Below are 14169 nucleotides of genomic sequence, written 5' to 3'. Positions count from 1 at the left end.
CTGATGCGTGCCGTCATCGCCGCGGCCGCGGCGTTCCTGGTCGCAACCCCCGCCGCCGCGTGTACGCTCAGCACGTCGGTCACGACCAGTCTCGGCACCTATTCCCCGGCGGCGGTGAAGGCGGCGGCGGTGCCGGGATTACAGAGTCGGGGCGGGCTGAGTTGCCCCAGTTCGGTCATCGTCCTGCTCGGCAGCAACTATATCGGCGCGACGATCAGCACGCTGAACGGATCGACGCTGGTACGATCGGGCGGCGGCAGCATCCCATACAAGCTATGGGCCGACGCCACCGCCACGACGTATGAAATCAAACCCGGCGTCGCATTCGATTTCATGCAGAACAACCTGCTGAACGTGCTGGGGCTACTGGGCGCCAGCAACGTCGACCTGCCCTTCTACGTCAAACCGACCGGCGGCACCCTGCCCCCGGTCGGCACCTATACCGATCGGATCACGATCAACTGGAACTGGTCGCTTTGCCCCGGCGGGGTCAGTCTGGCGGGCCTGTGCATCGGCACGCGTGATTTCGGCACTGGCACCTCGACGATCGATGTGACGCTGACGGTGACGCCCCGCGATGCGACTATCTCGATGACATCGACCACGACCTGGGATCCGGTGAACGGCACCAGCTATCCCAAGACCCTGCCCGGCAGCCGACGACGCATCGCCGCCAATCTGGCCAATCCCGATCTGGTCCCGCTGGACAGTGGATCGCTGAACGTCATCCTGCCGACACCGGCCGGCACCTATGTCGCGCTGGATGGAGACGGGGCGTCCGGCGGCGCGGCGATCGTGTTGACCGACGGCTCACCCGCGTCCGGCGTCTCCGCCCGGTACGGCACCCCCGCCGACGCCACCGACAATGTCGATTTCTCCGCCGATGGCGGCGCGACCTGGACCTATGCGCCGGTCGCCGGCAACACCGCGTCGCAATCCGCCGTCACCCATGTTCGCATCCGGCCGCAAGGACCGATGGCGCGGCAATCGAACTTTTCGGTATCGGTGCCGTATCTGGTGCGATGATCGGCTGAAAATCGGTTGGCACCTACGTCGTGTTCGATCGTTACGCCCCTGAAAGCGTTCACCATGAATGTATTCGAAGGAGCAAACGACATGAACACCACCACCCTGAAGGGCGAAGGCCAGGATTTCGGCGGCAATGTGAAGGAAACGCTGGGCAAGGCGACCGGCGACAAGTCGTTGCAGAACGAGGGCATCGCCGATCAGCTCGCGGGCAACGCGAAGCAACTGGCCGGTGCAGCCAAGGACGTGTTCGCCAACCCCGGTCCGACGATCGAAAAGGCCAAGGGTTTCGCGCAGGCGCGCCCCTATGCCACCGCCGCACTGTTCGGCGTGGTCGGTCTGGCGCTGCTCAACACGCTGCGCGGCAAGTGATCGTTCGTCGTGGGCCGGCAACGGCCCACGACGCCGTTACCGGGCCGTTACGGATCAGTCGAACAATCCACCCTCGGTGCCGACCGGCGGATTAAGTCCCAGATGTTTCCAGCCGCCCGCGTTCAGTACCCGCCCCCGCGCCGTTCGCGCTACGAGACCGAGCTGGATCAGATAGGGTTCGATCACCTCCTCGATCGTATCGCGCGGTTCCGACAGACCCGCCGCCAGCGTCTCCACCCCCACCGGGCCGCCGCGATAGATGTCGGCGATCATGTGCAGGTAGCGTCGGTCCATCGCATCCAGCCCCAGCGAGTCGACCTCCAGCCGGGTCAGCGCGGCATCGGCGCTGCGCTTGTCCACGATCGGCTCCCCCGCCACGTCTGCGAAATCGCGCACGCGACGCAACAGGCGCCCGGCGATCCGTGGCGTCCCCCGCGCGCGGCGCGCGACTTCAGTGGCACCATCGGGCGCGATGGCGAGGCCGAGCAGGCCGGCGGCGCGCGTCACCACCCGCGTCAGTTCCTCGACCGTGTAGAATTGCAGTCGCACCGGGATGCCGAAGCGATCGCGTAGCGGCGTCGTCAACAACCCCTGCCGCGTCGTCGCACCGACCAGCGTGAAGCGCGGCAGGTCGATCCGCACCGATCGCGCCGACGGCCCCTCGCCGATCATCAGGTCGAGCGCGCGGTCCTCCATCGCCGGATACAGCACTTCCTCCACCGCCGGTTGCAGGCGGTGGATTTCATCGATGAACAGGACGTCGCCGTCCTCCAGATTGGTCAACAGCGCCGCCAGATCGCCCGACTTGGCGATGACCGGACCGGACGTGGCACGGAACCCCACCCCCATCTCGCGCGCGATGATCTGCGCCAGCGTGGTCTTGCCGAGGCCGGGCGGACCGAAGAACAGCACATGGTCCAGCGCATCGCCCCGCTGTTTCGCCGCCTGAATGAAGATGCGCAGATTCTCCCGCGCGGCCTTCTGCCCGACGAAATCGTCGAGGCTCTTGGGGCGGAGCGCGGCATCGACATCCTCGGGGCGCTTTTGCGCGGTCATGAAGCGGTCGTCGGTCACGATACGTTCCGTAGCGGCAGCGGGGCGGGCAAGTCGAGAGCGGATGGTTGATGGTCACCGCTACGACAACAGGCGGCTTAGCAAGCTAGCGCGAATCCGGCCCCGTCTTCGTCATCATTCGCGGCAGGCAGCCCGGATGGGCGCTGACCGCGACGCGCGCGCTTATTATTCTTTGTGGAACGCTGCCCAAGGCGGTGGGACAGGACCGAAAGGATATTCGACACACTTCCCCGCCGCATCGCCGTCCATGCCGCAGCAAACGCGGCCGAGGCTTCGACAAGGGCACTAATCTCGAAACTGGTCAGCCATACGGCAACGTCCGGCGCCATCAGGCTCACCATGCGAACCGGATCGCCGTCGCCAGCGTGCAGATGAAGAACGACCAGCATGAAGACGATCATCGCCAGCACGATGTTACCCCGGGTGAGGCGATTGGCGGCAACGGCCGGCAGCTCAACCATGACACGGGTCAGAAAACGACCGATCGGCGTATCACTGGCCACCGTCAAGGCTGCCCAGCACATCAGAAACACCATTGCCGCCGTCATTCGCCCCACCCCCGCTCTGTGCCGCCGGAATATAGAGCGCGTCGGACGTCGGGCAATGCGCCTACCGCGCCAGCGCCCTCTCCACCGCCCGCCACAATTCCCCGATCGCCTTCGCTCCCGGCGACCTCGGCGCATAGGCGCCGACCGGGGCACGGGCGGAGGTCATCGCCTCGATGGCGCTGGCCATCGGAATGACGGGCCAGTCGGGATGCTCGGCCAGCGCCGCCTGATGCAGCGCGCGGCGGCGATCGACCATCGTGAAGACAGGCATCAAGGGCGTTCCCGCCCCTTTGCGGGCCGAGACATGCGCCGCCACCGTCTCGAACGCGCGTCTGGCGAGCGGCGCGGGAATCACCGGCACCACCACCAGATCGGCGGCGCGCAGTATCTGGTCCGACGTGTCCGTCAGCCCCGGCGGGCAGTCGACCACGATCCGGTCGAAGTCGCGCGCGAAGCCGTCGGCCAGCTTCGCCAGCCGCTTCTTCTTGTCGAGATCGTGAAACAGGCGGTCGAGATGCCGGAGGGAGGCATCGGCCGGCAGCAACGACAGGCGATCCACGGCCGTCGCGCGGATCAGCTTGTCGGGATCGGCATCCTTCATGATCGCCGCCTGCGCCTCGACCCGGCCCGGCCCATCGACGCCCATCACCCAACTCGCCGCTGCCTGCGCATCGAGATCCCACAATAAGGTCCGCCGGGACGACAGGGTCGCTGCCGCCCAGGCCAGGTTAACCGCCAGCGTCGTCTTCCCCACGCCGCCCTTCAGACTGTACACCGCGATCGTCGTCATGGCCGGGCCCTTTGCATGTGCGGATGACGCTATCGCGACGCCTTGCGCAGCGCCAGCCGGACCAGCGCGTCGAGGCTGGCGGTATCGCCCAGTTCCTCCTCCGCCGCCGCGACCGCCGTCGCCGCCTCGGCGGGGCGGAAGCCCAGATTGAGCAGCGCCGACACCGCATCCGCACTCGCGCCCACGGGCATCGCCTGAGCGACCGCACCCGGCCCCAGCGGCACCGCGCCGACCTTGTCCTTCAGTTCACGCACGATGCGTTCGGCCAGTTTGGGCCCGACGCCGTTGGCGCGGGCCACCATCGCCTTGTCCTGCGACGCGATCGCGCGGGCCAGCTCGTTCGGCTCCAGCGCCGACAGGATCGCCAGCGCCACCCGCGCGCCGACGCCCTGCACGCCGGTCAGCAACCGGAACCAGTCGCGCTCGGCGGCATTGGCGAAGCCGACCAGCCGGATGAAGTCCTCCGCGACCAGCATCTCGGTGAACAGCGTCGCCGCCTCACCCACCGGCCCGATCGCCGCCAGCGTGCGGGCGGACGCGCCGACCAGATAGCCGACGCCGCCGACATCGATCACCGCATGGTCGACGCCGGTCGAATCGAGCCGGCCCTTCAGATGCGCGATCATGCCATCACCCTCGCACGGCGAGCGAGGCCCTCGGCACTGGCAAGATGGTGCGCATGGGTGATCGCCACCGCCAGCGCATCCGCCGCATCCGGCCCGGCCAGCTTTGCCCCCGGCAACAACACCGCCATCATCGCCTGAATCTGCCGCTTCTCCGCACCGCCGGTGCCGACCACCGCCTTCTTGACGGTCGACGGGTGATATTCGCCGATATGCAGCCCCGCCGTCGCCGCCGCGAGCAGCACGACGCCGCGCGCCTGCCCCAGCTTCAGTGTCGACTGCGCGTTGGAATTGCCCAGCACTTCCTCCACCGCCGCGCTGTCGGGGCGTTCGGCGCGGATCACCTGACCCAGCGCCTCGAACAGGTTCGACAGGCGACGGGGAAGCAGCATCGATGGCTCTGTCTTGATCTGGCCGTTGGCGACGTGGCTCAACCTGTTGCCATCGGCGCGGATCACGCCCCAGCCGGTGGTGCCGAGACCGGGGTCGAGGCCGAGGATAATCATGCCTTCCTCTCCCCTCCCGCTTGCGAGTTTGGGGTGAACAGCGCCCCGCGCTGTTCAGACTGGGCCGGGGGCGCAGTCGATCCCAAACTGGGTCGGGGGAGGGTCTGTCCACAACCGAGGCGCGGGAGGACAAGCCCTTCCCTAACCCCTCCCGCAAGCGGGAGGGGGACAGGCAAAGCTGCCTCCCCCGCCATCATCCGCCCATCTTCTCCATTACCTCGTCGGACACCTCGTAATTGCCCCACACCGTCTGCACGTCGTCATCGTCGTCCAGCACGTCGATCAGCTTGAACAGCGTCGCGGCATCGTCCTCGTTCACATCGACCATCGTCTGCGGGCGCCATGCCAGCTTGGCGCCCTCGGCCTCGCCCAGCACCGGCTCCAGCGCCTTGGCGACTTCGTGCAGGTCGCCCTGCGCGGTCCAGATTTCATGGCCGTCCTCGGACGAGGAAACATCCTCGGCGCCGGCTTCCAGTGCCGCCTCGAACACCTTCTCGGCATCGCCGGCGCTGACGGGATAATTGATGAGACCCATGCGGTCGAACGCATGGCTCACCGAGCCGCTGGCACCGAGATTGCCGCCGTTCTTCGCCACCGCGGTGCGGACGTTGGTCGCGGTGCGGTTGCGGTTGTCGGTCAGCGCCTCGATGATGAGCGACACGCCGCCGGGGCCGAAGCCCTCGTAGCGGATTTCCTCGTAATTCTCGGCATCGCCGCGGCTCGCCTTGTCGATCGAGCGCTGGATATTGTCCTTGGGCAGCGACGCGGCCTTGGCCGCCGCCACCGCCGCGCGCAGGCGCGGGTTCATGTCGGGATCGGGCAGGCCCATCTTGGCCGCCACCGTGATCTCGCGGCTCAGCTTGGAGAAAAGCGAGCTGCGCTTCTTATCCTGTGCACCCTTGCGGTGCATGATGTTCTTGAACTTGGAATGGCCTGCCATCGGTGCCTCTTGGAATGGTTGCGAAGCCCTTAGCGCCCGATAGGGGCTTTCGCCAATGCCGCCCTTGGGCCAAATGGGCGCGATCATGACAGTCAGCGTGGATATGGGATTGGACGACCGCGGCGGCGCGGTCGGCATGGACCTGGAGGAATTGCTCGCGACCCGCCTGCTGGTGCAGGGCAATTCGGGGTCGGGAAAGTCGCATCTGCTGCGCCGCCTGCTCGAAAAATCCGCCGGTCAGGTGCAACAGGTCATCATCGATCCAGAAGGCGATTTCGTCACGCTCGGCCCAGCATACGGCCATGTCGTGATCGAGGCGGCGGATTATTCGATCCCCGAAGTCGCCCGATTCGCGACCCGCATTCGTGAACACCGTGCCTCCGTCGTTCTCAGCCTCGAGGGGCTGGAGGCGGAGGGCCAGATGCGCTGCGCCGCCGCGTTCCTGATGGCGCTGTTCGATGCCCCGCGCGAACACTGGTATCCCGCGCTGGTGGTGGTGGACGAGGCGCAATTGTTCGCTCCCACCACCGGCGGTGAGGTGGCGGAGGATGTCCGCCGTGCGTCGCTGTCGGCGATGACCAACCTGATGTGCCGCGGGCGCAAACGTGGTCTGGCCGGCGTGATCGCGACTCAGCGGCTGGCGAAACTGGCCAAGAACGTCGCGGCGGAAGCATCGAACTTCCTGATGGGTCGCACCTTTCTCGACATCGACATGGCGCGCGCCGCCGATCTGCTGGGCATGGAGCGGCGTCAGGCGGAGGCGATTCGCGATCTCCCGCGCGGCACCTTCATGGCGCTGGGGCCAGCGGTGTCGCGGCGGCCGATCTCGGTCAGGATCGGCACCGTCGACACCTCGGCGCGATCGGGCAGCCCCAAGCTGACGCCCCTGCCCGCCGCCAAGGCATATGACTTGGCCGACATGCTCGCCGAACCGGTGGTCGAGGCGCCGATGCTGCCGATGACGTTCGAAGCCCGCCCCCGTCTCGTCCCCGCCGACGAGCTGGTCGCCGATATCGGCCGTCCCGCGCCCGCGCCGATGGCCCCCGCCCCGGCGAAGGACGCGGACGAGGTGGAGGCGATCTATGCCGACACGCTGCGCGCCATCGTCGCCGATGCGGACGCGGCGCTCCGCCCGCCGTCCGTCCTGTTTCAGGATTTTCAGGTGCGGTGCCGGATGGCCGGCCTCGCCAGACCGCCGCTCGACTTGCCCGGTTTCACCCGTCGGCTCAGTTGTGCCCGCGCCGGTATCTTCGACGTGCATGACGAGGAATGGGCGGAGGCGCTGGCGCTGGCCGGCACGCTGCCCGACGACATGATGGGCGCGTTCCTGCTGGTCGCCCGCGCGGCCAAGGAAGCACGCCCCTGCCCGTCCGACACCGAACTGGCGCACACCTATGGCACCAGCTCGCTTGGTCGCGTCCGCCGACTGATTGGTTATATCGAAAGCCGCGAGCTGTTCGTGACCCGCATCGACCTGTCGGGGAAGCGGTCGATCACCATTCCCCACCTCGGCTGGACGACGGAGCCGGCGGAGGCTGCTTGATACAAGGCAAGGTGATTTAAGCGGACCTATCCGCGGGAGTGCTTCGTTGTCGCAGGGATACCTGCATCGAAGGACTACCCATGAGCGACACGATCGAACTCAACCCCGGCAACGGTGGCGAAACGCATCAGGTGACGGATGCCGACCATCCGGTGCTGACCACCAATCACGGCACGCCGATCAGCGACAACCAGAACCAGCTGAAGGCGGGTGCGCGAGGCCCCGTGCTGATCGAGGACGAAGTCTTCCGCGAGAAGATGAACCATTTCGATCATGAGCGTATTCCGGAGCGTATCGTCCATGCCCGCGGCTCGGCCGCACATGGCTATTTCGAATGCACCGAGAGCCTCGCCGATATCACCGTCGCGGACATGTTCCAGAAGAAGGGCCAGCGCACCGAGGTGTTCACCCGCTTCTCCACCGTCGCAGGCGGTGCCGGATCGGTCGACACCCCGCGCGACGTGCGTGGCTTTGCGGTCAAGTTCTATACCCGCGAGGGTAATTGGGACCTCGTCGGCAACAACATCCCCGTTTTCTTCATCCAGGACGCGATCAAGTTCCCCGACCTGATCCACGCCGCCAAGATGGAGGCCGATCGTGGCTATCCTCAGGCGGCAACCGCGCATGACACGTTCTGGGATTTCATCAGCCTGATGCCCGAATCGACGCACATGATCATGTGGGCGATGTCGGACCGCACCCTGCCGCGCACTTTCGCCAACATGGAGGGGTTCGGCGTCCACACGTTCCGGTTTATCAACAAGGAAGGCAAATCGACCTTCGTGAAGTTCCACTGGAAGCCGAAGGCAGGTCTGGCTTCGACGATCTGGGACGAGACGGTGAAGATCGCCGGCGCCGATCCCGATTTCCAGCGCCGCAACCTGTTCGAGAGCATCGATCGCGGCGACTTCCCCACCTGGGAGCTGGGCTTGCAGCTGTTCGACGAGGAATTTGCCGCCAGCCAGCCCTATGACGTACTCGACGCGACCAAGATCATTCCGGAGGAAGTCCTGCCGGTGAAGATCGTCGGCCGCATGGTCCTCGATCGCTATCCCGACAATTTCTTTGCCGAGACAGAGCAGGCGGCGTTCGTGCCGAGCCATGTCGTGCCGGGCATCGGTTTCTCCAACGATCCGCTGCTGCAGGGGCGGTTGTTCAGCTACACCGACACGCAATTGTCGCGGCTCGGATCGGTCAATTTTCACCAACTGCCGATCAATTCCGCCAAGGGCCGCGCCGAGGCGGCGGGCTGTCCGTTCATGAACCAGCAGCGTGACGGCCATATGCAGATGGCGGTGCCCAAGGGCCGCGCCAATTACGAGCCCAACAGTCTGGCGAAGGCTGGCGAGGAAGCGGGCGCGCGGGAAGATCCGGACAAGGGTTACAAGACCTTCCCGTCTGATGAGGAAGGCCAGAAGCTGCGTATCCGGCCGGAGAGCTTCGCCGATCATTACAGCCAGGCGCGATTGTTCTTCCGGTCGATCGACCCGGCGGAGCAGGCGCATCTTGCTTCCGCGCTGGTGTTCGAACTGTCCAAGGTATCGCTGCCGCATATCCGCACGGCGATGATGGCGAACCTGCGCAACGTGGACGAGACGCTGGCGCAGCGCGTGGCCGATGGCCTCGCGATGGACCTACCGGCCGCGTCGAAGACCGCAGCCCCCGTGCTCGACATGGACCTGTCGCCGGCACTTCGCATCATTCGCGGCCCGCTGGAGAAGCACACGCTGGAAGGCCGCACGGTCGGTATCCTGTTCGCCGATGGCACCGACGCCGGTGAACTGAAGGCGGTGAAGGACGCGGTCAAGGCCGCCGGCGGCACGCCGCTGACGATCGCGCCCAAGGTCGGCAAGGTGCCGCTGTCGGACGGTTCGGCCGTTCAGGCGGATGCGCAGCTGTTCGGCCAGCCTTCGGTCACGGTCGATGCCTGCGCGGTGATCCTGTCGAAGGAGGCATGCGCCAAGCTGGTGAAGGAAGGCGCCGCCGTTCAATGGGTCATGGACGCGTTCGGGCATCTGAAGGCGATCGGCCATAACGCCGCCGCCAAGCCGCTGCTCGACAAGGCCGGTGTGGAACCGGACGAGGGGGTGACCGATCTGGACGGTTTCGTCGAAGCGGCGAAGAAGCGGTACTGGGACCGCGAGCCGAACGTTCGCACGCTGGCGTAAGCCCGTCTGACATCATCCGGGGCGGTTGCCGCCCCGGATGATGCGCGTCGTCATGACGATAGACGGGAAGATTGTGCTATCTTAATGCCCCGTGAAATCTACGGGCGAGCAAGTCACGGACATGGCAGAAAACAGCGAGACAATACCGGTACCGACCCATCATGGCTTCGCATCGATCCTCGCTGACGATGTCATCCGCGCCTATGCGTCGCTCGACCAGCAGAAAGACGCGCCAAATCGGCGCAATGTCATTCGTTCCGTTTTTGTTGCTATCGAAGGTCTGGTATGGACCTGTCGCGAGCATGTCCGCGATACCGCCGCTTCGCTTGACGAACTCACACCGCTGGCAAATCTTGCCCTTCGTGAGATGACCTACACCGTCACGGAACAAGGGCTGTTGCTCGAACAAGTTCGGTTCATCACGCTTCCCGCAATGCTACGGTTAGTAACGAGGCAGGCACAGTCGCTTGCGACGGAATTATCAGTCGATTTTGGGGGACCGGGCTGGGCCGCGCTGAAAACGGCAATGGCGATTCGGAACAGGGTTACTCATCCGAAATCACTCGACGATCTCACTGTCACGATCCATGACCTCTCAACTGTGAGAACCTCGTTCCAGTGGATTGCTTCCACCACTACATATATCATGGAGATGATGAATGCCCGACTGTTGCAACACAATACTGATATGGCAGAAATCATGAAAAGGCTTGATGCAGGCGACCCCGTCGCATGCGCGCTTATCAACACGCATTGCGACAGGACAAAGAGTAGGGCCAGAATTTCTAATAGCGACTAATCAAATCATTCCCAAGGCTTGCATGTACACTTCCAAAATAGCCTCTTCCTCCTGATATTCCTCTTTCTTCTTTTTACGAATGCTCATTACTTTTTTGATCGTTTTGGCATCGTATCCACGTCCTTTTGCTTCCGCAAAGACATCCTTGATGTCGTCGGCGATGCCCTTCTTCTCTTCTTCCAGTCGCTCGGCGCGCTCGATCAGCAGGCGCAGTTCGTCTGCCGCCACGTGTCCGCCGCCCATGCCTTCGCCGCGTTCTTCAGCCATGTTCTTGTCCATATGATGCGCCGCGCGGCCCGCAAAGTGCGGGGCGGCAGGGTTGATTCAGTAAGGATATGGCGGCCGTCTAGGCGGTTCGCGGCGTTCGCTCAATGGTTCTGCGACGGCCTGCCGGATCAGTCGCCGACGACGACCCCGCCGTGCATCACGAAGTTCACCTTTTCCAGCCGGGTCACATCGTCCAGCGGCGATCCGGTGACGGCGATGAGGTCCGCCGCCTTGCCCGGCGCCAGCGTGCCGATCCGGTCGGACTGGCCGAGCAGATCGGCCGCCGCGACCGTCGCGGTACGGATCGCCTGCGCCGGGGTCATCCCCACCTTGTCGACCAGCAACGCGAATTCCTGCGCATTTTGCCCGTGCTTCGAGACGCCGCTATCGGTGCCGAAGGCGAACTTCACCCCCGCCTGAAATGCCTTGCGGTGGCTGGTCACCATCGCCGCGGCGGCGGCCTCTGCCTTGGGGATCGTCGCGGGGGGCAGCGCGCCGGCGCGGGCCTGGGCCAGCGCGGCGACGGGGGCGATCTCGGTCGGGACCAGATAGGCGCCGGTCTTCCTGAACAGCGCAACCGCCTCGTCGTCGAGGAAGCTGGCATGTTCGATCGAATCGGCGCCGGCGGTCAGCGCGGCCTTCGTGCCGTCGGCGGCATGGCTGTGCGCGGCGACCTTGCGGCCGAGGCCGTGGGCGGTGTCGACGATCGACCGCATCTCCTCCGGCGTGAAGGCGCGGCCGAGACCGCCCGACACGTTCGACAGCACGCCGCCGGTCGCGGTGAACTTGATGACCTGCGCGCCCAGCCCGACCTGCCGGCGCACCGCCCGGCGGCAATCGTCAGCACCGTCGCAGGTGTTGTCGATCGTCGCCGCCACCGCATGGGCGAAGGGTTCGGCGAGGCCGTTGGTCGGATCGCCATGCCCGCCCGTCACCGAAATCGGTGCGCCGGCGTTGATGATCGTCGGCCCCTCGACATCGCCGCGATCGATCGCATCGCGCAGCGCCCGAATACCACGTGGATCGCCGCCCAGATCGCGGACGGTGGTGAACCCGGCCCGAAGCGTCGCACGGGCGTTGCCGGCGCCATAGAGTATGTCGTCGGCCAGTTCGGTGTTGAGCGCGGTCAGCCGCGACCGCATCGGATCGCCGCCGATGCCGAGCAGATGGACGTGCATGTCGATCAGGCCGGGCAACACGAAGCGATCGCGCAGGTCGACCAGCGTCGCGCCGGCCTCTGCCGGGACGAAGCCGTCGCGGATTTCGGCGATCTTGCCGTCGCGGACGATGATAGTGCTGTTGCCGCGTGGCCGCTCGCCGGGACGATCGAGCAGCGTGCCGGCCTGGATATAGGTGACCCGTACCGGCGTCTGCGCTGTAACGGCGGTGGTCGCCAATCCGGCCAGTGCGGCCGCCATCATCGTCTTCATGATCTTCTCCCCCTTGTAGGCACAGCGTCGCTTGCGGGGAGGACCGGGTCAAGCGGCGTTGCGGGCGACGCTTTCCTTCATCCGTTCCAGTTGCTCGGGCGTCGCATCGCCCTGATGCTCCGCCTTCCACTGCGCATAGGGCATGCCGTAGATCGCCTCGCGCGCGGTATCCTTGTCGAGGTTCCCGGCCTCCGCCGTCCAGTCGGACAGGCAGTTGCGGCAGAAGCCGGCCAGTCCCATCAGGTCGACATTCTGCGCATCCGTCCTGTGGCGCAGATGCCGCACCAGCCGGCGAAAAGCGGCCGCGGCGGTGGCGTCGTCAAGGCGGTCGATCGAATCCATTCGTATGCTCCGAGGTTGATCGCCACCAAATAGGGGTTAGAGGGCAAGGCGGCATCCCCCAGAAAGACATATTGCATGACCCAGGCCATCGCCCCCCGCTCGCGGAAAGTGCGTGTGCTCGCGACCCTCGGGCCCGCCAGCAATTCTCCCGACATGATCGCCGCCCTGTTCGAGGCGGGTGCGGACGCATTCCGCATCAACATGAGCCATGGCGACCAGCAATCGAAAGTGCCGGTGATCCAGGCGATCCGGGCCATGGAAAAGCAATACGGCCGCGCGACGACGATCCTCGCCGATCTGCAAGGGCCCAAGCTGCGCGTCGGTCGCTTCGCCGAGGGCAAGATCGAACTGGTGAAGGGCCAGACCTTCACCTTCGATCGCGATTCGACGCCGGGCGATGCGACCCGCGTGGAATTGCAGCACCCCGAAATCTTCGCCGCGATCGAACCAGGCGCGCGCCTGTTGCTCGATGACGGCAAGCTGGTCGTCCATGTGACCGAGCATGACGCCGATCGCATCGTCACGAAGGTCGCGGTGGGCGGTGCGCTGTCGAACAACAAGGGCCTGAACGTCCCCGACGTGGTGCTGCCGATGGCGGCGCTGACGGAGAAGGATCGCAGCGACCTGACCTTCGCGGTCGAACAGGGCGTCGACTGGATCGCGCTGTCGTTCGTGCAGCGTCCCGAAGACCTGATGGAGGCCCGCGGCCTCATCAAGGGTCAGGCGGCGCTGCTCGCCAAGATCGAGAAGCCGGCGGCGATCGAGCGGCTGGAGGAGATCGTCGAGCAGTGCGACGGCGTGATGGTCGCGCGCGGCGATCTGGGCGTCGAGATGCCGCCCGAGCAGGTGCCGCCGCTCCAGAAGCGCATCGTCGAGGTGTCGCGCCGGATGGGCCGCCCGGTGGTGGTCGCGACGCAGATGCTCGAATCGATGATCAAGAGCCCCTCGCCCACCCGCGCCGAAGTGTCGGACGTGGCGACGGCGATCTACGACGGCGCGGATGCGATCATGCTGTCGGCGGAAAGCGCCGCGGGCGACTGGCCGATCGAATCGGTGGCGATGATGAACGCGATCGGCGAGGCGGTCGAGCGCGATCCCGCCCACGGCGACCGTGTCCACTTCACCGTGATGAAGCCCGATCCGACGACCGCGGACGCCATGGCCGAGGCGGCCAAGGGAATCGCGCGGACGACGTCGGCGGTGGCGATCATCTGCTTCACCACATCCGGTTCCACCGCCCGCCGCGTGGCGCGCGAGCGGCCGGCGGTGCCGATCCTGGTGCTGACGCCGAAGCTGGAGACGGCGCGGCGGCTGGGCCTGCTCTGGGGTACGCACGCGGTTCACACCCGCGACGTCGAATCGTTCGAGGACATGGTCGCCAAATCGAAGCGGATGGCGCTGCGCCACGGGATTGCCAAGGCGGGCGAGCAGATCATCGTGATGGCGGGCGTGCCGTTCCGGACGCCGGGATCGACCAATGTGCTGCATGTCGTGCGGCTGACGGGTGATGAGCTGAAGAATTACACCAACGAGTTGTGAAGTGGGGCTTCCGCCCGTCGGTTACGGCGGGGGCTGACCGCCGACGATCTGCCTGTTCCCCGGCGAAGGCCGGGGTCCAGTCGGGTGACGGGTAGCAACTAACCCACGACGGCCTTCCCAACTGGACCCCGGCCTTCGCCGGGGAACGGCAGGTGCGGATACGTGCGGCCGGAAAGTCTCTAAAGTCACACCTGCGCATCGC

15 protein-coding genes are annotated in these 14169 nt (G+C 65.7%); 6 read left to right on the top strand and 9 right to left on the bottom strand.

All coding sequences use genetic code 11. From position 1 onward, the window contains the following. The first annotated feature begins 3 nt into the window (after positions 1-3). Together JAO74_RS06330 and JAO74_RS06325 are read left to right on the top strand one after the other, a co-directional pair. The gene (locus JAO74_RS06330; RefSeq protein WP_199036259.1) at positions 4-1026 is read left to right on the top strand and encodes a spore coat protein U domain-containing protein; all 1023 of its coding nucleotides are present in this window, start codon (positions 4-6) and stop codon (positions 1024-1026) included. A gap of 90 nt (positions 1027-1116) precedes the next feature. Continuing rightward, positions 1117-1398 carry a CsbD family protein gene (locus tag JAO74_RS06325; protein ID WP_199036258.1) on the top strand — a complete coding sequence of 94 codons (282 nt, stop codon included), beginning with the start codon at positions 1117-1119 and terminating at the stop codon, positions 1396-1398. Positions 1399-1452: 54 nt separating this feature from the next. Here JAO74_RS06325 and ruvB read toward each other — a convergent pair whose 3' ends face one another. From ruvB to JAO74_RS06295, 6 genes are all read right to left on the bottom strand, one after another. Beyond that, positions 1453-2472 (bottom strand): Holliday junction branch migration DNA helicase RuvB, encoded by a 1020-nt coding sequence (ruvB, locus tag JAO74_RS06320; RefSeq protein ID WP_199036256.1) that lies wholly within the window; start codon positions 2470-2472, stop codon positions 1453-1455. A gap of 77 nt (positions 2473-2549) precedes the next feature. Next, on the bottom strand, positions 2550-3008 hold the full coding sequence (locus JAO74_RS06315; protein ID WP_233150738.1) for a hypothetical protein: 459 nt from the start codon (positions 3006-3008) through the stop codon (positions 2550-2552). 73 nt (positions 3009-3081) lie between these two features. Next, positions 3082-3810 (bottom strand): ParA family protein, encoded by a 729-nt coding sequence (locus JAO74_RS06310; RefSeq protein WP_199036251.1) that lies wholly within the window; start codon positions 3808-3810, stop codon positions 3082-3084. A gap of 29 nt (positions 3811-3839) precedes the next feature. Further along, complete coding sequence (gene ruvA, locus JAO74_RS06305; protein WP_199036249.1) at positions 3840-4436, bottom strand: Holliday junction branch migration protein RuvA; 597 nt, start codon at positions 4434-4436, stop codon at positions 3840-3842. Next, positions 4433-4939: a crossover junction endodeoxyribonuclease RuvC gene (ruvC, locus tag JAO74_RS06300; protein ID WP_056524387.1), complete on the bottom strand. Its 507-nt coding sequence runs from the start codon at positions 4937-4939 to the stop codon at positions 4433-4435. Before ruvC ends, ruvA begins: the two co-directional genes overlap by 4 nt. Before the next feature lie 193 nt (positions 4940-5132). Next, positions 5133-5879 carry a YebC/PmpR family DNA-binding transcriptional regulator gene (locus tag JAO74_RS06295; protein ID WP_199036247.1) on the bottom strand — a complete coding sequence of 249 codons (747 nt, stop codon included), beginning with the start codon at positions 5877-5879 and terminating at the stop codon, positions 5133-5135. Between the two features lie 85 nt (positions 5880-5964). Here JAO74_RS06295 and JAO74_RS06290 point away from each other — a divergent pair, with 85 nt between their 5' ends. The 3 genes from JAO74_RS06290 to JAO74_RS06280 all read left to right on the top strand — a co-directional run bounded on the left by JAO74_RS06290 (position 5965) and on the right by JAO74_RS06280 (position 10389). Further along, on the top strand, positions 5965-7422 hold the full coding sequence (locus JAO74_RS06290) for a helicase HerA domain-containing protein (protein WP_199036245.1): 1458 nt from the start codon (positions 5965-5967) through the stop codon (positions 7420-7422). An 80-nt stretch (positions 7423-7502) separates the two neighbouring features. Then, positions 7503-9590: a catalase gene (locus JAO74_RS06285; protein WP_199036244.1), complete on the top strand. Its 2088-nt coding sequence runs from the start codon at positions 7503-7505 to the stop codon at positions 9588-9590. 91 nt (positions 9591-9681) lie between these two features. After that, a complete protein-coding gene (locus JAO74_RS06280) occupies positions 9682-10389 on the top strand; it encodes a hypothetical protein (protein ID WP_199036243.1) in 708 nt (235 codons plus the stop codon). Here the strand turns inward: JAO74_RS06280 and JAO74_RS06275 are convergent, their stop codons facing one another. From JAO74_RS06275 to JAO74_RS06265, 3 genes are all read right to left on the bottom strand, one after another. Continuing rightward, positions 10390-10632 (bottom strand): DUF2312 domain-containing protein, encoded by a 243-nt coding sequence (locus tag JAO74_RS06275; protein ID WP_199036712.1) that lies wholly within the window; start codon positions 10630-10632, stop codon positions 10390-10392. A gap of 152 nt (positions 10633-10784) precedes the next feature. Further along, on the bottom strand, positions 10785-12086 hold the full coding sequence (locus JAO74_RS06270; protein WP_199036242.1) for a metal-dependent hydrolase family protein: 1302 nt from the start codon (positions 12084-12086) through the stop codon (positions 10785-10787). Between the two features lie 48 nt (positions 12087-12134). Then, entirely contained in the window at positions 12135-12428 is a 294-nt protein-coding gene (locus tag JAO74_RS06265) for a DUF1244 domain-containing protein (RefSeq protein ID WP_199036241.1), read from the bottom strand. Between the two features lie 75 nt (positions 12429-12503). On the opposite strand from JAO74_RS06265, the gene pyk reads away from it, so the two are divergent. Next, complete coding sequence (gene pyk / locus JAO74_RS06260) at positions 12504-13967, top strand: pyruvate kinase (protein ID WP_199036239.1); 1464 nt, start codon at positions 12504-12506, stop codon at positions 13965-13967. The last annotated feature ends 202 nt before the right edge of the window (positions 13968-14169 follow it).

The sequence above is a fragment of the Sphingomonas mollis genome, from assembly GCF_016427505.1.
In the GTDB taxonomy this organism is placed as follows: Bacteria; Pseudomonadota; Alphaproteobacteria; order Sphingomonadales; family Sphingomonadaceae; genus Sphingomonas; species Sphingomonas mollis.
This window is presented reverse-complemented; position numbering and strand designations above follow the sequence as displayed.